Origin of the sequence: Streptomyces sp. NPDC096152 (assembly GCF_044763235.1) — a bacterium.
Classification (GTDB): domain Bacteria; phylum Actinomycetota; class Actinomycetes; order Streptomycetales; family Streptomycetaceae; genus Streptomyces.
Genome location: NZ_JBIWFW010000004.1, coordinates 718,001 through 737,898, shown reverse-complemented (window position 1 = coordinate 737,898; position 19,898 = coordinate 718,001). Strand labels below are relative to the sequence as shown.

General features: G+C 74.2%; 15 protein-coding genes. 11 read left to right on the top strand and 4 right to left on the bottom strand.

The window, feature by feature from the left end; all coding sequences use genetic code 11:
• Positions 1-6 precede the first annotated feature (6 nt).
• The 6 genes from ACIQ9G_RS17745 to ACIQ9G_RS17720 are packed head-to-tail and all read left to right on the top strand — an operon-like array spanning position 7 to position 5,308.
• Complete coding sequence (locus ACIQ9G_RS17745) at positions 7-1,068, top strand: ATP-binding cassette domain-containing protein (protein WP_403609997.1); 1,062 nt, start codon at positions 7-9, stop codon at positions 1,066-1,068.
• A complete protein-coding gene (locus ACIQ9G_RS17740; protein ID WP_403609994.1) occupies positions 1,065-1,889 on the top strand; it encodes an ABC transporter permease in 825 nt (274 codons plus the stop codon). Before ACIQ9G_RS17745 ends, ACIQ9G_RS17740 begins: the two co-directional genes overlap by 4 nt.
• A 26-nt stretch (positions 1,890-1,915) precedes the next feature.
• Entirely contained in the window at positions 1,916-2,770 is an 855-nt protein-coding gene (locus tag ACIQ9G_RS17735) for a tryptophan 2,3-dioxygenase family protein (RefSeq protein ID WP_403609992.1), read from the top strand.
• 43 nt (positions 2,771-2,813) lie between these two features.
• A complete protein-coding gene (locus ACIQ9G_RS17730; RefSeq protein WP_403609990.1) occupies positions 2,814-3,362 on the top strand; it encodes a DUF3995 domain-containing protein in 549 nt (182 codons plus the stop codon).
• Position 3,363: 1 nt separating this feature from the next.
• On the top strand, positions 3,364-4,029 hold the full coding sequence (locus ACIQ9G_RS17725) for a hypothetical protein (RefSeq protein WP_403609988.1): 666 nt from the start codon (positions 3,364-3,366) through the stop codon (positions 4,027-4,029).
• A gap of 37 nt (positions 4,030-4,066) precedes the next feature.
• On the top strand, positions 4,067-5,308 hold the full coding sequence (locus ACIQ9G_RS17720; protein WP_403609985.1) for a cytochrome P450: 1,242 nt from the start codon (positions 4,067-4,069) through the stop codon (positions 5,306-5,308).
• Positions 5,309-5,640: 332 nt separating this feature from the next.
• Here the strand turns inward: ACIQ9G_RS17720 and ACIQ9G_RS17715 are convergent, their stop codons facing one another.
• The 3 genes from ACIQ9G_RS17715 to ACIQ9G_RS17705 form a co-directional block, all read right to left on the bottom strand.
• Complete coding sequence (locus ACIQ9G_RS17715; RefSeq protein WP_403609983.1) at positions 5,641-7,608, bottom strand: ABC1 kinase family protein; 1,968 nt, start codon at positions 7,606-7,608, stop codon at positions 5,641-5,643.
• A 113-nt stretch (positions 7,609-7,721) separates the two neighbouring features.
• Positions 7,722-9,863 carry an MMPL family transporter gene (locus ACIQ9G_RS17710; RefSeq protein ID WP_403609980.1) on the bottom strand — a complete coding sequence of 714 codons (2,142 nt, stop codon included), beginning with the start codon at positions 9,861-9,863 and terminating at the stop codon, positions 7,722-7,724.
• 252 nt (positions 9,864-10,115) lie between these two features.
• A complete protein-coding gene (locus ACIQ9G_RS17705; protein WP_403609978.1) occupies positions 10,116-10,922 on the bottom strand; it encodes a hypothetical protein in 807 nt (268 codons plus the stop codon).
• 306 nt (positions 10,923-11,228) lie between these two features.
• On the opposite strand from ACIQ9G_RS17705, the gene ACIQ9G_RS17700 reads away from it, so the two are divergent.
• The 4 genes from ACIQ9G_RS17700 to ACIQ9G_RS17685 all read left to right on the top strand — a co-directional run bounded on the left by ACIQ9G_RS17700 (position 11,229) and on the right by ACIQ9G_RS17685 (position 17,149).
• On the top strand, positions 11,229-12,218 hold the full coding sequence (locus ACIQ9G_RS17700) for a polyprenyl synthetase family protein (protein ID WP_403609976.1): 990 nt from the start codon (positions 11,229-11,231) through the stop codon (positions 12,216-12,218).
• 25 nt (positions 12,219-12,243) lie between these two features.
• Complete coding sequence (locus ACIQ9G_RS17695; protein WP_403610087.1) at positions 12,244-13,785, top strand: acyl-CoA carboxylase subunit beta; 1,542 nt, start codon at positions 12,244-12,246, stop codon at positions 13,783-13,785.
• 10 nt (positions 13,786-13,795) lie between these two features.
• The gene (locus ACIQ9G_RS17690; RefSeq protein ID WP_403609974.1) at positions 13,796-14,017 is read left to right on the top strand and encodes an acyl-CoA carboxylase epsilon subunit; all 222 of its coding nucleotides are present in this window, start codon (positions 13,796-13,798) and stop codon (positions 14,015-14,017) included.
• Positions 14,018-14,161: 144 nt separating this feature from the next.
• Positions 14,162-17,149 carry a BTAD domain-containing putative transcriptional regulator gene (locus ACIQ9G_RS17685; protein ID WP_403609972.1) on the top strand — a complete coding sequence of 996 codons (2,988 nt, stop codon included), beginning with the start codon at positions 14,162-14,164 and terminating at the stop codon, positions 17,147-17,149.
• A 29-nt stretch (positions 17,150-17,178) separates the two neighbouring features.
• Here ACIQ9G_RS17685 and ACIQ9G_RS17680 read toward each other — a convergent pair whose 3' ends face one another.
• A complete protein-coding gene (locus tag ACIQ9G_RS17680) occupies positions 17,179-17,487 on the bottom strand; it encodes a hypothetical protein (RefSeq protein WP_403609969.1) in 309 nt (102 codons plus the stop codon).
• Between the two features lie 265 nt (positions 17,488-17,752).
• On the opposite strand from ACIQ9G_RS17680, the gene ACIQ9G_RS17675 reads away from it, so the two are divergent.
• Complete coding sequence (locus tag ACIQ9G_RS17675; protein ID WP_403609967.1) at positions 17,753-19,711, top strand: BTAD domain-containing putative transcriptional regulator; 1,959 nt, start codon at positions 17,753-17,755, stop codon at positions 19,709-19,711.
• The last annotated feature ends 187 nt before the right edge of the window (positions 19,712-19,898 follow it).

Genomic DNA, 19,898 nt, shown 5'->3' with positions numbered 1-19,898 from the left:
CGAACTGTGGAGCTGGCGATACACACGGAGGGACTGCGCAAGCGGTACGGCGACCACGAGGCCCTGCGCGGCGTCGACCTCGCGGTCCCGGCAGGCACCGTGCTGGGGGTGCTCGGGCCCAACGGCGCGGGCAAGACCACCACCGTCCGCATCCTGGCGACCCTGCTCGAACCTGACGCGGGCACCGCCCGGGTGGCCGGGTACGACGTGGTCCGCGAACGCCGCCAGGTGCAGCGGGCGATCGGCCTCACCGGCCAGTACGCGGCCGTCGACGAGCAGCTCACCGGCGCCGAGAACCTGCGCATGGTCGGCATGCTGCAGCGGCTGACCCGCGCCGGGGCCCGGCAGCGGGCGGCCGAACTGCTGGACCGGTTCGGCCTGACCGACGCGGCCGACCGGCCCGCGGGCACCTACTCCGGCGGTATGCGCCGCCGGCTGGACCTGGCGGTCAGCCTGGTCGCCCGGCCCTCCGTCCTCTTCCTCGACGAGCCGACCACCGGGCTCGACCCGGCCAGCCGGCTCGACCTGTGGGCGCTGATCCGCGAGCAGGTCGCGGCGGGTGTGACCGTGCTGCTCACCACCCAGTACCTCGAGGAGGCCGACGAACTGGCCGACCGGATCGTGGTCGTCGACTCCGGCCGGGTGATCGCCGAGGGCACCTCGGACGAGCTGAAGCGCAGGGTCGGCGGCGAGCGCCTGGAGGTGGGGCTCGCCGACCCGGCCCAGCAGCCCGCCGCGACCGCCGCGCTCACCCGCGCGGTGGGCGCGGCCCCGCTGGCCGGCGACGACGGCCGGGTGCTGTCCGTGCCGCTGGACGGCGGACTGCACGACATCGCCGAGGCGGCGGTCGCGCTGCGGGCCGGCGGAGTGGCCGTGACGGACTTCGCGGTCCGCCGCCCCTCCCTCGACGACGTCTTCCTCAGCCTCACCGGACGCACCGGCCGGCCCCCCGAGGAGACCTCGGGGGACACCCCCGGCGCGGAGGCCCGGGACAGCACCGGCGACCGGGCCGCGGACGAGACCGCGGACCGGTCCGGACACCGCAGCGAGGAGTGGAGCGCGGCATGAGCGCAATCACACGGGCGGCACACGGCGACGGGCCGTGGGCCGCACTGAACGACGGGCTGATCTGCCTCGAACGGCATCTGCGGCACCTGCGGCGGGCACCGGGCCGGCTGGTCAACGCCGTGCTGCTGCCGATGATCTTCGTCCTGCTCTTCGGGGTGCTGTTCGGCAGCGTCATCGAGGTGCCGCACGGCGACTACGCCGAGTTCATCATGGCCGGCATCTTCGTCCAGGGCGTCATGAGCGCCGTCCCCGGCACCGCGGTCGGCGCCGTCGAGGACCTGCGCAACGGCCTCGTCGACCGCTTCCGCTCCCTGCCCATGTCGGGTGCGGCCGTCCTGGTCGGCCGCACCCTCGGCGACACCGTGCTGCGTGCGCTCAGCTGCCTCGCCATGGCCGCGGTCGGCCTCGGCATCGGATGGCGCACCCACGAGAACGCGCCGAGCGTCCTCGCCGGGTTCGGCATCCTGCTGCTGTTCGGATTCACGATGGCCTGGCTCGGCGCGCTCATCGGGCTCTCGCTCGGCGACCCGGCAACCGCCTCGTCCGTTCCGTCGCTGCTGCTGATGCCGGTGCTGTTCCTGTCCAACGCCTTCATCCCGCTCACCGGGCTGCCGCACTGGCTGACCGTGGCGGCCGAGTGGAACCCGCTGAGCAGCGTGGTCGGCGCCTGCCGCGGCCTGTGGGGCAACCCCGCCGCGACCACCGGCCACTCCTTCCCCGGCGACCACCCCGTCGCGCTCAGCCTGGCCTGGATGGCGCTGATCCTCACGGTCGTCGCCCCGCTGGCCATCCGCAAGTACCGTACCGCCGCCGCTCGTTGAGCGTCGCACACCGAGGGGACCATCCCATGACCGACACCGTCGCCGAACCCCTGACGCAGACCGCGCCCGCCGAACCGCTCTCCTACGGCTCGTACCTGGAGGTCCCCGGACTGCTGACGCTCCAGCGCCCCCGCACCGACGCCCATGACGAGATCCTCTTCATCATCACCCACCAGGCCATCGAACTCTGGTTCAACTGCGCGCTGCACGAGCTGGAGAGCGTGCGCGACGCGCTGCGCGAGGAGCGGTTCGGCCGGGCCCGGCGCGGGCTGCGCCGGGTGACCCGGATGGCCTCGCTGTGGCTCGGCCACCTCGACATGCTCGGCACCATGACCCCGGCCGGATTCGACGAGTTCCGGGGCGTGCTGGGGGAGTCCAGCGGCTTCCAGTCGGTGCAGTTCCGCGAGCTGGAGATGATCTCCGGGCTGCGCGACCGCCGTTACCTCAACCTGCCCGGCGCCACCACCGAGGAGCGGGAGCGGCTGCTGAGCCGCTTCCACGAGGCCAACCTGAACGACGTGTTCACCCAGGTGCTCCAGCGCCGCGGCCTCGCCCCCGAGCAGCTCTTCGCACCCGGCCGGCCCGAGGACGAGCTGCGGGAGACCGCCGAGGACCTGCTGGAGTACGACGCCCTGTTCCACCGGTGGCGCTACCAGCACTGGCTGCTGGTCGTCCGTACCCTCGGCACCCGGCCCGGCAGCGGCGGCAGTTCGGGATCGGAGTTCCTGCGCACCACTTTGGACAAGTGGTTCTTCCCCGGACTCCACGCGGCCCGCAGTCACGTGCACGCCACCGCCGCCGACGCGCGGGAGGCCGAATCCGGTGGGGCGGAAACCGTCTACGGCTGCCCGATGGGGTATGGATCCGAGCTGTCCGCCTGACCGGCATCCGACGGAACCACCGTCCAGCCCCGATTGGAACGTCATGGAAAGCACACCCGCTGCCGAGCACCGCATCCCCGCCCGCGCCACCGAGCGGGCCCGCCGTATCCCGCCCGCGGCGGCCTGGCAGCGCAGAACGGCCTTCACCGCGTGCGCGTGGATGGTCGTGTTCGCGGCGTTCCACACCTACTGGGCCCTGGGCGGGACCTTCGGGCTGCCACCGGGCGAGTCCCTGGTCGACAACACGCCATTGTTCGTGATCGACCTGATCGCCATTCCGATGAACCTCGGCGGGGCGGCCCTCGCCCTCGCCCTGGTGCAGCTCTGGGGCCTGTACTTCCCGCGCCGCCTGGTGCTGTCCGGGGCCTGGGGCTGCGCCCTGCTGATGGTCTTCCACGCCGCGCCCGCCATGGTCGACCTGGTGGTCTTCCTCGCCGGGCAGCGGGACAAGCCGCTGACCGGCGAGGACCGCTTCAGCGTGCTCGTCTACGAGCCCTACTGGATGCTCGGCGGGCTGCTGTTCACCGTGCTGGCCCTGGCCTTCCAGCGGCGCACCCGGCAGCCCGCACCGGCCCCCGACGGGAGCGACTGACATGGACGACACGCACGGCACGGACCGCACGGACGCTCTGCCTCATGGGGCCGACGGGGAGGGCGCGGACGCCCCGCACGGCCCCGGGAACAACGGGGACGGGGACGGTCCGGCCGGCCGGGCCCTGGACCGGCTGCTGCCGCGCTGGGACCACCGGGAGCGGCACGCGGTCGCGGTGCGCGCGCCCCGCGCCCGGGTGCTGCGGGCGGTCGACGAGACCCGCTGGCGGGACGTGCCCCTCTTCCACGCGCTGATGCTGGCCGGCTCCCTCGGCACCCGGCGCGACAAGGCCGACGAGCCCTTCCTGGGTTCCATGACGAGCGGCGGCTTCACCGAACTGCACCGCGACGCGCACCAGCTCGTGGTGGGGGCGGTGGTGGCCACCGAGGAACCCAAGGGGCCCGCCCGCCTGGCCGCCCCGGTCGCCCGGTCCTTCACCGACTTCGACCGCCCCGGCCACTACAAGGTCGCCTTCGACTTCCGCGTCGTCGGGGGACGGCTCAGCACCGAGACGCGGGTGCTCAGCACCGACGAGGCGGCCCGGCGCCGGTTCGCCCGCTACTGGATGCTCATCCGGCTGCCCAGCGGACTCGTCCGCCGCGAGTGGCTGCACGGCATCCGGCGGCGCGCCGAGTCACCGCCCGGCACGCGCGCACCGAACCCGTGAACCCGCGGACCCCGCGGGACCGACACTGAGAGCGGACATGACGACGACCGACACCGTCCGGGCCACCCACGGCGACCTGGACGCCGTGGACCTCACCGACCCCAGGACCTTCGTCACCGGCAGCCCCGGCGAACTGCACGACCTGTGGCAGCGGTTCCGAACCGAACGACCCGTCCACCACCACCGGCCCACCCCGGGCCGGCCCGGCTTCTGGGCGCTCACCCGCTACGAGGACGTGCTGGCCGTCTACAAGGACAACGCCCGGTTCACCTCCGAGCGCGGCAACGTGCTCGCCACCCTGCTGCAGGGCGGCGACTCCGCGGCCGGGAAGATGCTCGCCGTCAGCGACGGGGCCCGCCACCGCGCCATCCGCAACCTGATGCTGAAGTCGTTCTCGCCGCGGGCCCTGCGCAATGTGGTCGAGCAGGTGCGGATCCGCACCCGGGACCTGCTCGCGCAGGCACTGGAGCGCGACGGCTTCGACTACGCGGAGGCGATCGCCGAGCACATCCCGATGGGCACCATCTGCGACCTGATGGCCGTGCCCCCGCAGGACCGGCAGCCGCTGCTCGACTGGAACAAGCAGGTGCTGAGCGCCGACAGCAGCGAGGGCACCCCCGAGGACGCCTGGCTCGCCCGCAACGAGATCCTCCTCTACTTCTCCGACCTGGCGCGCAGCCGCCGCAGGAACCCCGGCGACGACGTCATCAGCGCCCTGGCCACCGGGGAGATCGAGGGCAGGCCGCTCACCGAGGAGGAGATCGTCCTCAACTGCTACAGCCTCATCATCGGCGGCGACGAGTCCAGCCGGATGGCGTCCATCGGGGCGGTCCTCGGATTCGTCGAACACCCCGACCAGTGGCGGGCGTTCAAGGCGGGCGAGGTCGGCGTGGACAGCGCCACCGAGGAGGTGCTGCGCTGGACCACCCCGGCCATGCACTTCGGCCGCCGCGCCCTGGTGGACGTCGAGATCGGCGGCCGCACCGTGCCGGCGGGCGACGTCGTCACGCTGTGGAACACCTCGGCCAACTTCGACGAGAGCGTCTTCGCCGACCCGCGCCGCTACGACCTGGGCCGCACCCCCAACAAGCACGTCACCTTCGGCTTCGGCCCGCACTTCTGCCTCGGCGCGTTCCTCGGCCGCGAGGAGCTCAAGGCGCTCCTCGACGCCCTGCGCGACATGGTCGGCACCGTGGAGTCCCGGGGCCCGGCCGAGCGCGTGTACTCCAACTTCCTCTACGGCTACAGCAGCGCGCCGGTGGCGTTCACCGCCGGCTGAGGGGCCCGGGGGACGGACAGGGCCTCCCGGGCAGGCGGCTTCCCGGCGGGGCCCCGGAGGGAGGCTCCCCGGCGGGCCCCGGGGTGGCACCCGGCGGGCCCCAGGTGGAAGCCCCCGGGGGCGCCCCCCCCGAGAGGCACCCAGGGGCGGCTCCTTGCGAGGCTCCTGGGCGGGCGGCTCTCCGCGAGGTTCCGGGCGGCGGCCGTCGGCGGGCCTCGGCGGGCCTCGGCCGGCCCCCCGAGGGAGCTCCCCGTGATGCTCGGGAGGCGGGCGCATCGTGAGGCCGCCGGGGGGCCACTCCCGCGAGGCCCTCCCGGGAGCCTCCCCGCGGCTCAGCGTCCCGGGAGCCGTCGCTGGGCCCGGAAGACGGTGAACACCACCCGGATCACCAGCACCGAGCTGACCACCAGCACGTTGTAGCCGAGCAGTTGGTACAGCGTGAGCGAGGGCCCGAGCCGCGGGCCGTTGCGGGTGCCGAGCAGCAGCACGCCGACCAGCGCGGTGATCCCGCCGAGGAACGCCAGCAGCACGTCGTGCACGAGCGATCGTACGAAGCGGCGGTCCCGTTCGTCCGCGAGCAGCCGGACCTGGACGCCCAGCCGCCCGTGCTCCAGCGAGTTGGTGATCCGCTCGATCCGGCGCGGCAGCCGGCGCAGCATCGGCGCCAGCGCGAGCGCCTCCTCCGCGAGCACCCGGCCCACCGACCGCGGGTTGAGCTTGCGCTCCAGCTGGTCCGCGGCGAAGGCGCGCGCCTCGGCGACGATGTCGAAGCCCGGCACCAGCTGCTCCATGGCCCCCTCCAGGGTCGCCAGGGCGCGGAAGGTCGCGGCGATCTCCGGAGGCACCGTCAGCCCGTGCCGGGCCACCAGCAGGAACAGATCGGCGAACATCTCCCGGTCGGGCCGCACGCCCGGGGTGAGATGGCGGGCCATGAACCGGCCCAGCGCCCGCTCCAGGCGCACCTCGTCGACGTCCTCGCGCCGGTCCACCAGTTCGAGGAGCGCGTCGGAGAGCGCCACCGGGTCGCTGCGGTGGATGGCGAGCAGCAGATTGCCGAGCGCGGCCCGCAGCACCCGGTCGATCCGGCCCACCGAGCCGAAGTCGAGCAGGCCGAGCTCGCCGTCGTCGAGCAGCATGATGTTGCCGGGGTGCGGGTCCGCGTGGAACACCCCGCCGATCATGATCTGTTCGAGCACGCACTCCAGGAGCTGCCGGGCCAACTCGGTCCGGTCCAGGCCGCGTTCGTCGATGACGGTGCCCGCGGCGTTCAGCGGGGTGCCGGTCAGCCATTCCAGCACCAGCACCCGCCTGCTGCACAACTCCTCGTGCAACAGCGGCATCCGGACCGTGGAGACCGTCCCGGGACGGTTGCCCGCGGCGCGGATCGTGGCCATGTTGCGGGCCTCGATCCGGAAGTCCAGCTCCTCGTTGAGCGAGGCCGCGAAGCCCTCCGCGAGCTCCACGGCCCCCATGTCCCGCCCCCACGCGGTGTGCTCCTCCACCTTGCGGCTCATCCGGAACAGGATGTCCAGGTCCCGGTCCACCACGTCACGGGCGCCGGGCCGCTGCACCTTGACCACCACCTCCTCGCCGGTGGCGAGCCGCGCCCGGTGCACCTGGGCGATGGACCCCGCCGCCAGCGGCACCGGGTCGAACGCGGCGAAGCAGGCGTCCACCTCCCGGCCCAGCTCGTCGGCGAGCACCTGCCGCACCTGGTCCCAGGGCTCCGCCGCCACCTGGTGCTGGAGCTTGGTGAGTTCCGTTACGAACTCGCCCGGCAGCAGGTCGTACCGGGTGGACAGGACCTGGCCCAGCTTGACGAAGGTGGCGCCGGCCTCCTCCAGGGCCAGGCGCAGCCGGACCGCCAGCCGGCCGCGCGCCACCGCCGCCTCGGGACCGCCGCGGCCCCGGCCGCGCAGCGCGCTGCCCAGCCCGTGCCGCATCGCGATCCGGCTCAGCTGGCCGTACCGGCGGGTGCGGGCCACCCGGCGGCGCACCGCCTGCGGCCAGCGGACCATCCCGGACAGCGAACCGGAGGGCACCACCGCCTCGGAGAGGGCGAGGAAGCCCACCGCGACCAGCACGGTCAGCCCGATCTGCACCGAGACCAGGGGGGTACGGCGGGCGTCGCCCATCGCCGCGCCGATCAGGCCGCTGGCCCCCATGGCCACCAGACCGGTGAGGGCGGCCCGCACCTTGCCGATCCTGAGGCCGAGCAGGCGCCGGGCGCCGATGGAGAGGAGCGCCACGGTGAGGACGAGGGTGAGGGCGGCGATGAACAGGAAAAGGGTGAGCTCCATGGAACACGCGCCGTCCGGCCCCCGCCGCCGGGCCCCTCGTCACACGGTTCGACGACAGGACTCGGGGGTGGCGGGGACCGGACGGCGCCCTCCTCTCGCACAGGTCACATCGGTCACACGAGCGTTCGGTCGTCGTCCCGGACGGGGACCGGCTCCGTGGCGGCGGCCGGGCGCAGCCCGGGCCACCAGGCGCGCCGGCCGAGCAGGGTGGTCAGGGCGGGCACCAGCAGCATCGCCATGACGAAGGCGGACAGCAGGATGCCGAAGGCCACCGCGAAGCCCATCTGCTGGAGCATGGAGTTCTCCGCCAGCATCAGGACGCCGAAGGTGCCGGCCAGGATCACCGACGCGGCGCCGATGGTGGGCACGCACCGGGCGACGGCCCGGGCGGCGGCCTCCCGGGGAGGGCGGCCCTGCTCGATCTCCTCGCGCAGCCGGGCCACCATCAGGATGTTGTAGTCCGTGCCGATCGCCACCACGAAGAGGTAGACGATGACCGGCAGCGTGAACAGCAGCCCGTCCTTGCCCTGGCTGTTCTGGAACAGCCAGACGGTGGCGCCGAGCGTGGCGCCGAAGCCGAGCGCGACGGAGACCATCAGGTACAGCGGCGCGACCACGCTGCGCAGCAGCAGACCGAGGATGAGCATGATGGCGACGCCGGCGGCCGGGAAGACCACCTTGTAGTCGTGGTTCACCGCGTTCTCGATGTCCCCGAGCACCGCCGTGGTGCCGCCGACCAGCGCCCTCGTGCCCTCGGGCGCGGCCCGGTGGGCGGTGTCCCTGAGCGGCCCGGCGACCACGCCGATGGCCTTCTCCCCGGTGGGCTTGTGGTCCAGGACGACGCTGTACCGGGCGACCCGCCCGTCGCCGGCGAGCACCGCGGGGGAGACCTGGCCCACCCCGTCGACCTTGCCCAGCGCGGCGCCGTAGGCGTCCAGCTGACCCTCGGTCAGGGCGGGGCCGCCGGACCTCTCCAGGTAGACGGTGGTCGGATCGGTCTCGCCCGCCGGGAACCCGCGCTGCATGTCCCGCATGGCCTGCACGGACTCCAGGTGCTGCGGCAGCGAGCTGGTGGTGTCGAACTCCGCGTGGAAGCCGAGCACTCCGCCGGCCAGCACCGCCAGCAGCCCGCCGGTGACGGCCGCGACGGCGCCGGGGCGGCGCGCGGCGAGCCGGCCGACCCGGCCCGCGACGGCGTTCTTCGGCTGTGTGCGCCAGGACTTGGACGGCCAGTACGCCTTGGTGCCGAGCAGCGAGAAGACGGCGGGCACCAGGGTGAGACCGGCGAGCAGGGCGACCGCCACCGAGATCGCGAGCGAGGGGCCCATCGTGCGGAGCATGCCCATGGTGGACAGCAGCAGCGCCAGGAAGGCGACGATGACCGCGCCGGCCGCGGAGGCTATGGTCTCGCCGACCAGCGAGACCGCGGTGATCATGGCCTGTTTGGGGGCCTGCCCGGAGCGCAGCTGCTCACGGTGGCGGAAGAGCAGGAAGAGGATGTAGTCGGTGCCGACGCCGAACAGGACCACGATCAGGATGGCGGAGATGGAACTGTCGGCCTTGAGGCCGCCGATCTCCGCCGCCGTGGAGATCAGCCCGGTGGCGACCATGAAGGCCAGGCCGATGATCAGTACCGGGAGCACCGCGATGAGCGGGCTGCGGAAGATGAGCAGCAGCAGGACGACGATGAGGACCAGCGTGGCCGACATGATCATGGAGTCGGTGTCGCCGGACGCCTCCTTGGAGTCCAGCGCGCTGGCCGCCTGACCGGTGACGCCGAGCTTCAGACCGGTGCCCTGGAGCATCGGCCGGGCCTGCTCGCGCAGCTTCCCGACCGACTTCATCAGACCGGGGTCGTAGGGGTCCTTGACGGTGGCGACCACACTGGCGAGCGCGATCCTCCCGTTGGGGGAGACCGCCTGCGGGCTGGTCTCGACCCGCTTGATGCGGTCGATGCCCAGCCCCTGGAGGCGGGAGGTGATCTCGGCGACCTCGGTCCGGTCCGCGGCGGTCAGCTTCTGCCCGTCGGCCCGCTGGAACACCGCGACGGCCGCCGGCTGCTCGTGCTGGGGGAAGGCCCGTTCCTGCACCTTGGCGGCCTGCACCGACTCGTAGTGGGAGGGCAGGAAGTCGGTCTGGTCGCTGGTGGACTGCAGCTGGGGGGCGAGAACGGCCAGCGCCACCGCCGCGACGATCCAGGCCGAGATGGTCACCCAGGGCCGGAGGACGGCTGCCCGTCCGATCCGTCCGAACATGAGACTCCTTCGTGAACGTGGAAATCCCGGGCGTTCCGGGGACTTCGGGGACTTCGGGCAGGGGAGGGCGGCGGCGTGCGGACCCGGAGGGAGTCGGCACGGGGGCAGCCGGTCGCCCTGCCGGGTCGCCGACCGGTGCGTCGGGGTGGGGGGTTTCGGCGAGTGTAGGAAGCGCGGGCGTCCCGATCCGGATCCGTGGCAGGTTGCTGCCATGCGCGCGGGCGCGCCCACCGGGAGCCTTTCGGCTTTCGGTCAGGCGCAGCCGCGGCGCCAGTTCCAGCCGATGAAGCTGTGACGCAGTTCGACGTCGAAGCGGCAGGTGGCGCGGCCGTCGGCGCCCAGGTCCACGGACGACTGGTGGGTGTTGGCGTACCGGAGGCCGGTCACGTCGAAGACGCCCCGGTAGGTGAAGTCCGCGTGCGCCTCGGTACGGGAGACCGGGCAGTCGGCGGCGCAGTCGGTGTCACGCCCGGCCGACTTCAGCGACCAGCCCGCGTCCCAGGGCTCCCGGTTCCACCGCTGGGTGGCGTCGGTGGCCGCGCTCACCACACGGCCGCCCTCGGTGGTCCACTCCGACGTCGTGTAGAGACCGGTCATACGGATGTTGCAGCAGTCGTACATCTCGTTCCAGCCGGCGATCCGGTGCGGGCCGCTCAGGGCCGCCGTCCCCGCGCCGGCCGTCCCGGCTCCGGCCGCCTTCCTCGCGTCCCCGGCACCGTCCACGGTCGCGTTCGCGGGCCCGGTCGCCGTCCGTGCCCTCGCGGCCGCCGCGGAGCGGTCGAGCGGCACCAGACGCACCGCGCCGAGCCGCGGCGCGCAGTCCGCGCCGATCGAGACCTCCTGCTGTACGGCCATCCCCGCGGGCGGCGCGGGCAGCGAGCCGGTCAGCCGCAGCGCGCCGCAGGACCGGCCGGTCCGCTCGGCGCCACCGACGCCGCCGTGGGGCGCGGCGGACGCCGGAACGGCCGCGAGGGACAGGGAAACGGCGGCGAGCGCGGTGAGCAGTGCGGCGACGCGTGCGGTGGCGGTGGTGGTGGCGAGAGCCTTTCGGATGCGCAATTCCTTTACCTTTCCTCGGAGTTTCCGCTCGGAACATATCCGCGGCCCCCGGTGTGCGGCCCGCCCGTCCCGCGAGGTGGCCGGGAATGTGGCAGGAAGCTGACAGCGGGCGTTGCCGAGGCGGGTCCGGCGCGGGCTGGCACCTTCATGTCAGCCCAGTTGAGAACTGTGTTCCGGCCACGGACAGTTGTCGTCCGATGTCCGAAGCCGGCAATGCTCCACCGTGTCTCAGAGGGGTTTCCGATGGCCGTGCGGCGAATTCACCGGGCCGGGACGCAATTCTCCCCGGGCCCCCGGGAAACGGGATTGCTCGACCGGCTGGCCCTCGGTGAACCCGAGCTCGACAACCGGCTGCGGGAATCCCTGGGACGCGTCGAGAAATACCTTTCGGCCACCGCGTCCGACGCCGCCGACCCACGTGTCGCCGCGATCACCGGGCACCTCGCCGCCGCGGGCGGCAAGCGGCTGCGCCCGCTGCTGGTGCTGCTCGGCGCCGAGTTCGGCGAACCCTGGCGGGACGGGATCGTCGAGGCGGCCGTCGTCGCCGAACTGGTGCACATCGCCTCGCTCCACCACGACGACGTCATGGACGGCGCCCCCACCCGGCACGGCGTCCCCAGCGTCCACGCCCGCTTCGGCGAACGGGCCGCGGTGTTCGGCGGTGACTGGCTGCTCGCCCGCGCCGCCCGGCTGGCCGCCGAGCTGGGCCCCGACGCCGTGGCGCTCAACGCCCGCACCGCGGGCCGGCTGGTCGCCGGGCAACTGCGCGAACTCACCGGACCCGCCCCCGGCGAGGACCCCGTCACCCACTACTTCCAGGTGACGGCGGGCAAGACGGCCGCCCTGCTGTCGATGTCCCTGGGCATCGGCGCCCTCCAGGCCGGCGCGCCCGCCGACTGCGTGGAGGCGCTGACCGAGTACGGCGAACACCTCGGCCTCGCCTTCCAGATCGCCGACGACCTGCTGGACCTGCGCTCCCCGGCCGACGTGAGCGGCAAGGAGCGTGGCACCGACCTGCTGGCCGGCGTCCCCACCCTGCCCGTGCTGCTCGCCCTGGACGGCGACGACCCGGCCGACGCCGAACTGCGTGCCCTCCTGCGGGCCGGCCCCGTCCCGGCGGCCGGCGCCCCGCGCGCCCTGGAACTCTTCGCCCGTTCGCCCGCGCTCGCCGAGACCGAGACGGTGCTCCGGCGCCGCCTGCACCGGGCCCGGACCGCCCTCGGCGCGCTGCGCCCGGCCGCCGCCCGGCGTGCCCTGCTCGCGCTCTGCGACTACGTCGCCCTCCGAACCAGCTGAACCGACAAGGGAGTCGGCCATGACCATGCACGAGCGGATCGCCGAACTCGGCCGGATCCGGCAGGAGGCCCTCGACGGGCCTCCCGCGGGGACCGCGGCGCAGCACGCCAAGGGGAAGCTGACCGCTCGGGAGCGGATCGATCTGCTCCTGGACCCGGGGTCCTTCCAGGAGGTCGAGCAGTTGCGCCGGCACCGGGCGACCGGTTTCGGTCTTGAGGCGAAGAAGCCGTACACGGACGGTGTGGTCACCGGCTGGGGCACGGTGGAGGGCCGTACGGTCTTCGTGTACGCGCACGACTTCCGGGTCTTCGGCGGTGCGCTGGGCGAGGCCCACGCCACGAAGATCCACAAGATCATGGACATGGCGATCGCGGCGGGTGCGCCGCTGGTGTCGCTGAACGACGGTGCGGGTGCCCGGATCCAGGAGGGTGTGAGCGCGCTCGCCGGGTACGGCGGCATCTTCCAGCGCAACACGAGGGCCTCCGGGGTGATCCCGCAGATCTCGGTGATGCTGGGCCCGTGCGCGGGTGGTGCGGCCTACAGTCCGGCGCTGACGGACTTCGTGTTCATGGTCCGTGAGACCTCGCAGATGTTCATCACCGGTCCGGACGTGGTCAAGGCGGTCACCGGCGAGGAGATCACGCAGAACGGTCTGGGCGGCGCGGACGTGCACGCCGAGACGAGCGGGGTGTGCCACTTCGCCTACGACGACGAGGAGACGTGCATCGCCGAGGTGCGCTACCTCCTCTCCCTCCTCCCGCAGAACAACCGCGAGGCACCTCCCGCCGTACCCTCCTCCGACCCCGCCGAACGGCGCTGCGAGCGGCTGCGCGACCTGGTGCCCCTCGACGGCAGCCGCCCCTACGACATGGGCGAGGTCATCGCCGAACTCGTCGACGACGGCGAGCACATGGAGGTACACGAACGCTGGGCCACCAGCGTCATCACCACGTTCGCCCGGCTCGGCGGCCAGGTCGTCGGCATCGTCGCGAGCCAGCCCCGCTCCCTGGCCGGAGTGCTCGACATCCACTCCGCCGAGAAGGCCGCCCGCTTCGTGCAGCTCTGCGACGCCTTCTCCGTCCCCCTGGTCACCCTCGTCGACGTGCCCGGCTTCCTGCCCGGCGTGGACCAGGAGCACGGCGGCATCATCCGGCACGGCGCCAAGCTCCTGTACGCCTACTGCAACGCCACCGTGCCGCGGATCCAGGTGATCCTGCGCAAGGCCTACGGCGGCGCCTACATCGTCATGGACTCCCGTTCCATCGGCGCCGACCTCTCCCTGGCCTGGCCCGCCAACGAGATCGCCGTCATGGGCGCCGAGGGAGCCGCGGGCGTGGTCTTCCGGCGCCGCATCCAGGCCGCCGACGACCCGGAGGCGATGCGGGAACAGCTGGTCAAGGAGTACAAGGCCGAGCTGATGCACCCGTACTACGCCGCCGAACGCGGCCTCGTCGACGACGTCATCGACCCCGCCGACACCCGGCCGGCCCTGATCGCGGCGCTCTCGATGCTCCGCGCCAAGCACGCCGAGCTGCCCGCGCGCAAGCACGGCAACCCCCCGATGTGAGGAGACCCGCATGTCCGGCACCCCCGCGGCGCCCGCCCTCCGAGGGCCGCTCGCCCCGGCCCTGTTCCGGGTCATCGGCGGCAGCCCCACCCCCGAAGAGGTGGCCGTCGTCGCCGCGCTCGTCACCGCGCTCATGACGGCCGCCCCCGACGGCGCCGGCCCCGCCCCGGCCCCCGCCCGCTGGCACCGCCCCGGCACACCCCCGCCCGCGTCCTGGCAGGCCCGCGCCTGAGGGCGCGCGGCCCAGGGGCGTACCGGCTGGCAGCTTGCTGCCGTACTCGTTGTCGCCCGGTCGCGTGTCTTGCTAATCAGTCGGAAAGCGGCCAATTCGGGCCGTTCGGTACGGTACGGCTGCGGCCGGAGTCGGGAGGCAGCGGTGCTTCAGGTGGTGTTCCGGATCCTGGGGCCGCTGGACATCAGTGCCGAGGGGCGGCCCGTCGCCCTCCAGGGCGGCCGTCAGCGCACCCTCATGTCGATGCTGCTGCTGGCCCCCGGCCGGGTGGTCTCGGTCGACACCCTCGCGGACGCCGTCTGGCACGGCGACCCGCCCGCCACCGCCCGCAACCAGATCGCCATCTGCGTCTCCGGCCTGCGCAAGACCCTCAAGACCGCGTTCGGCGTCGACGGCGTCCTCGTCACCAGCCATCCCGGCTACATGCTCTTCCCCGGCGAACACCGCATCGACGCCGTCGAGTTCGAGGAGCGAGCCGCCGAGGGCCGGGTCGCCGCCCGCCGCGGCGACCTCGAGGAGGCCCGCGCCCACCTGGGCGAGGCCCTCGCCATGTGGCGCGGACCCGCCCTGGAGGGCGTCACCGCCGCGCGCGTGGAGGCCGAGGCCCAGCGCCTGACCGAACTCCGCCTCGACGTGTACGAACAGCTCACCGCGATCCGTCTGGAGCTCGGCCTGCACGGCGAACTCGTCGCCGAACTCACCGGGTTCGTCCGTGCGAACCCGCTGCGCGAACAGGCCATCGGACAGCTGATGCTCGCCCAGTACCGCTGCGGCCGGCGCGCCGAGGCCCTGGAGACCTACCGGGACGGGCAGCGCCTGCTCGCCGGGGAACTCGGCATCGATCCCGGCCCCGCCCTCCAGGAACTGCACGAGGAGATCCTCGCCGACTCCCCGCGGCTGATGCCGCCCACCGAACAGGTCACCCCGGCACCGCCCACCCCCGTCCCCGCCCATCTCCCGCCCGCCCCGGCCTCGTTCACCGGGCGCCGCGACGAACTCGCCGCCCTGGACCGGCTGCTGGACCACCTCGACGGCACCGCCCTGCCCGTGGGCTGCGTCACCGGCACCGGCGGCGTCGGCAAGACCGCGCTGGCCGTCCACTGGGCCCACCAGGTCGTCGCCCGCTTCCCCGACGGCCGGCTCTTCGCCGACCTGCGCGGCTACGACGAGGAGGAGGCCCCGCGCCGGCCCGGCGCCGTACTGGACCGCTTCCTGCGCGCCCTCGGCGTGCCCGGCCCGCAGATCCCCGCCGACCAGGTCGAGCGCACCGCCCTGTTCCGCAGCGTCCTGGACGGCCGCCGGGTGCTGATCGTCCTCGACAACGCCCGCTCCTTCCAGCAGATACGCCCGCTGCTGCCCGCCACCTCCGGCTGCTGCGTCCTCGTCACCAGCCGGGACAGCATGGGCGGCGCCCTCGCCGGGGACTACGCGTACGTCCCGCTCCAGCTCGGCTCCCTCGAACAGGACGAGTCGATCACGCTGCTCTCCCGGGTCGCCGGGGACGAACGGTTCGGCGCCGACCCGGTCGGCGCGGCCCGGCTGAGCGAGCTGTGCGACCGGCTGCCGCTGGCCCTCAGGATCGCGGCCGCCCGGCTCGCCGCCAAACCGCACTGGTCGGTACGGACCCTGGTGTCCCGCCTGGAGGACCAGCACCGCAGGCTCGACGAACTCAGCATCGACTCCCGCGGCGTGCGCGCCGGTCTGCGGCTCAGCTACCGCGGGCTGCCCGCCGACACCGCACGGATGTTCCGGCTGCTCGGCGTGCTCAGTGTTCCCGAGTTCTCCGCCTGGGCGGGCGCCGCGCTGCTCGACCTCGGCCCCGTCGACGCCGAGGACCTCATCGAGCAGCTCGTCGACGCCCAGCTGCTCGAACCGGTCAGCGTCGGCGCCGGGCACGTCCGCTACCGCTTCCAGGGCCTGCTGCGGCTGTTCGCCCGCGAGTGCGCGCTCGCCGAGGACACCGAGGAGGAACGGCGCGCCGCGGTGCGCCGGGCCGGCGGCGCGTGGCTCGCCCTCGCCCGCGAGGCCCACCGCAGGATGTACGGCGGCGACTACACCGTCGTACACGGCCCGGCGCCGCTGCGGGAGCTGCCCGCGCATCTCGTGGACAGTCTGCTGGAGGACCCCATGGGGTGGTTCGAGACCGAGCGGCTGCCGCTCACCGCCCTCGTCGACCAGCTCGCCCGCGAGGACGAGTCCGCCCACGCCTGGGACCTGGCGGTCACCGCGGTCACCCTCTTCCAGAACCGCAACTACCTGGAGGACTGGGGCGACTGCGCCGGGGCCGCGCTGGAGGCGGCCCGCCGCACCGGCGACCGGCTCGGCGAGGCGGCGGTGCTGCAGTCGCTGGGCACCCTGGAGATCATCCGGTGGGAGTTCGACAGCGCCCACGCCCGGCTGTTGCCGGCCCTGCGCCTGTTCGAGGAGCTGGACCGCCCCCAGGGCCGCGCCCTGGTGCTGCGCAACCTGGCGCTGTGCGCCCGCAACCAGGGCGACCTGGGCCGGGCCGGGCGGCTCGTCCGGGAGGCGCTGGACGTCTTCCGCGAGGTCGGCGACCACTACGCCGAGGCGCATGCGCTGGGCATGCTCGCGCAGATCGAACTGGAGCGCGGGGACGCGCAGGCGAGTCTGCGGCTGTCCTCGCAGGCCGTGGCGAAGAGCCGGGGCCTGGGCACCGTGCGCGGCGAGGCCCAGAGCACGGTACGGCTCGCCGACGCGCTGATCCACCAGGGCGACGGCGAGCGGGCGGAGGCGGCCTGCCGGCGCGCGCTGGAGCTGGTGCTCGACAGCAGCGACCGCCGGGGCGAGGCCCATGTGCTGCGCTCCCTGGGGGAGGCACTGTGGCGCCAGGAGAAGCTGGAGGAGGCCGAGACGGTGCTGCGCGGCGCGCTCCAGGCCGCCGAACAGGTCCCGGACCGGTATCTCCAGGCACGGGCGGCGGTCGTGCTCGGCTGCGTGCGCTCGGTCCGTTCCGACCGGGCGGGCGCCGCCGCGAGCCTCACCCAGGCGGACGGCCTCTTCGCCGAGGTCGGCGTACGGCTGTGGCGGGAGCGGGTGGAACGGCTGCTGCGGATGCTCGGGCAGGACGGACCGGGGCACTCGGCTGAGCTGTTCGCACTGGCCCGCCCCTGACGGGGGTGCCCCTCACGTCCGGCTCCGGGTCACGTCCACGGGTCGTCCCGCAGCATCCCGGCGGACGCGGACGTCCAGGGATCGTCGGCGCGCGCGGCGGCCCGCGCCGACGTCCACGGGTCGTCGGAGGTGACCTGGGCCCCGGCGGTGCGGGCGAACGGACCGAGGGCCTGGTGCGCACCGGCCGTCCCCACCGCCGCGAGGAGCAGTAGGGCCCCGGCCGCCAGCCGGCCCGCCTGGGAGGCCGCCGCCGTCACGCTCGCCGCCGTCGTGGTCGTCACGGTCGCCTGCTCCGTGGCCGCCCCGGTCGCCCTGGCGGAGAGATGAACACGCTTCATGCCGGCCTCCTGAACTCCTGAACGGTGCAACGCTGTTCCACCGTCTTGCCGGAACGCCGTACTTCCGAACCGGTGCACTGCCGAATCCGGGTACCGCCGAACCGCTGAACTGTGCGGAACGCTACGGACCCGTCCTGTTCCGGCGCTTTCAAATCTCTTTCGCGGCCCCGAAATCGAACCGATGGCCCCGAAAAACCGCAGGTCACTAGCTTTCGCGGCACACGGCCCGGGACCGCAGCGGGCCCGCGCACCCGCGGAGGCCCGCATGGAGTTCAGGATTCTCGGTCCGGTCGCGGCCGAGCGCGACGGGCGCCCCGTGGCCCTGGACGGCGCGAAGCAGCGCGCCACGCTCGCGGCCCTGCTGCTCGCCCACGGCCAGGTGGTCTCGGACGCACGGCTGACCACCCTGCTGTGGGGCTGGGACCCGCCCGCCGGCGGCACCCGCCGGCTGTACACCTACGTGTCACGGCTGCGCACCCGGCTCGGACCCGGACACGGCCTGACCCGGCACGGCACCGGCTACCGGATGGACCTCGGCGCCGCCGTCCTCGACTGGGACGTCTTCCGCGGCCTCGTGGAGGCGGGCCGCGCCGATCTGCGCGCGGCACGCCACGCGGACGCCGAGCGCAGGCTCGCCGAAGCCCTCGCACTCTGGCACGGCCCGGCCCTCGACGACGTCACCGAGCAGCTCGCCGCGGACGCGGGGCCGCACCTGGAGGAGTCGCGGCTCGCCGCGCTCGAGCTCCACACCGAGGCGGCACTCGCCCTCGGCCGATACGGCGACCTGGTCCCCGCCCTCACCGGGCACGTCGACCGCCACCCGCTGCGCGAACGGCTGCGCGGCCAGCTGATGACCGCCCTGTACCGCTGCGGACGCCAGGCCGACGCGCTCGCCGTGTACGACGACGGCCGCCGCCTCCTCGCCGACGACCTGGGCATCGACCCCAACCCCGAACTGCGCGCCCTCCACCACCACATCCTCACCGGCAACCTCCCGGCCCCCCGGCCTCCGGCTCCCCTCACCCCGGTGTCCGCGACGGCCCCGACGGCCGCGACATCCCCGACCGCCTGCGCCCCGGTCGAGGCTGCCGGCCCGGTCGAGGCCGTCGGCCCGGTCGTGCCGGTGCGCGGCGCGCGGGCCGTCGCCTGTGAGGGGCCCGCGCACGCCCAAGTACCGCCCGCACCACGGGACTTCACGGGACGTTCGGCGGCGGTCGGTGAGGTGCTCGCCGCGCTGCGGGCCCGGCACGACGTCGTCGTCACCGGCGCCCCCGGCACCGGCACGTCCGCGCTCGCCCTGCGTGTCGCCGAGGCGTGCCGGGAGGACTTCCCCGAGGGCCGGCTGTACGCCGACCTGCGCACCCCCGACGGCGGCCGCCGCACCACCGAGGAGGTGCTCGGCCGGTTCCTGCGCGCCCTCGGCACCGACGAGGACCGTCTGCCCGACGGAGTCGACGAGCGGGCCCGGCTGTTCCGCACGCTCGCCGCCGGCCGCCGGGTCCTCGTAGTCCTCGACCACGCCGCCGACGACGCCCAGATACGCCCGCTGCTGCCCGGCGGCGCCGCCCGCGCCGTCGTCACCGGCGCACACCCCGCCCTCGCCTCGCTCGACGCGGTCAGGCTGGTGCGCCTGGGTCCGATGACCCCGGCCGAGGCGGCCACGCTGCTCGCGTCGGTGGCGGGCGCCGAACGGCTCGCCGCCGAACCCCGGGCGGCCCTGCGCGTAGCCGAGTTCTGCGACCGGCTGCCGCTCGCGCTGCGCGTGGCCGGAGCCAGGCTCGCCGCCCGCCCGCACTGGCCCGTCGCCCGGCTCGCCGGCCGGCTCGCCGCCGAGGAGCGCCGCCTCGAGGAACTGCGCATCGGCCGCCTGGACGTCTCCACCGGGCTCCACCGCGCGCTGCACACGCTGCCCCCGCCCGCCGCGACGGCGCTCGGCGCGCTCGCGGCCGCCGGGCTGCCCCACCCGACCGCGCTGGACGCGGCCGCCCTGCTCGACCGGAGCCCGGACGACGCCGAGGACCTCCTCGACCAGCTCGCCGACGCCCGGCTCCTGGAGGCGTGGCGCCCGCCCGAGGAACCGCACCAGGGCGCGTTCGGCACGCCCGGCGCCCCTGGTGTCGGAGCGCCCCGCTACCGGCTCATGCCGCTCGTACGGCTGTACGCGAAGCGGTGGCACGACCGCCACCCCGGCGCCGCGGCGCCGCTGCTCGACTCCGCCCGCTGACGGCACCCCACTCGTCCCGGTGGCTGCCCGGCCCGCCCCTCCAGCCGGCCGGCCACCGGGCCTTCCGCACCCCCTGACCTCCGCACGTCCCGCGTGGTCCACCGGCGGGCCGTGCCGCCCGCGTCGTTCACCGGCGGGCCGTGCCGCCCGCGTCGTTCACCGGCGGGCCGTGCCGCCCGCGTCGTTC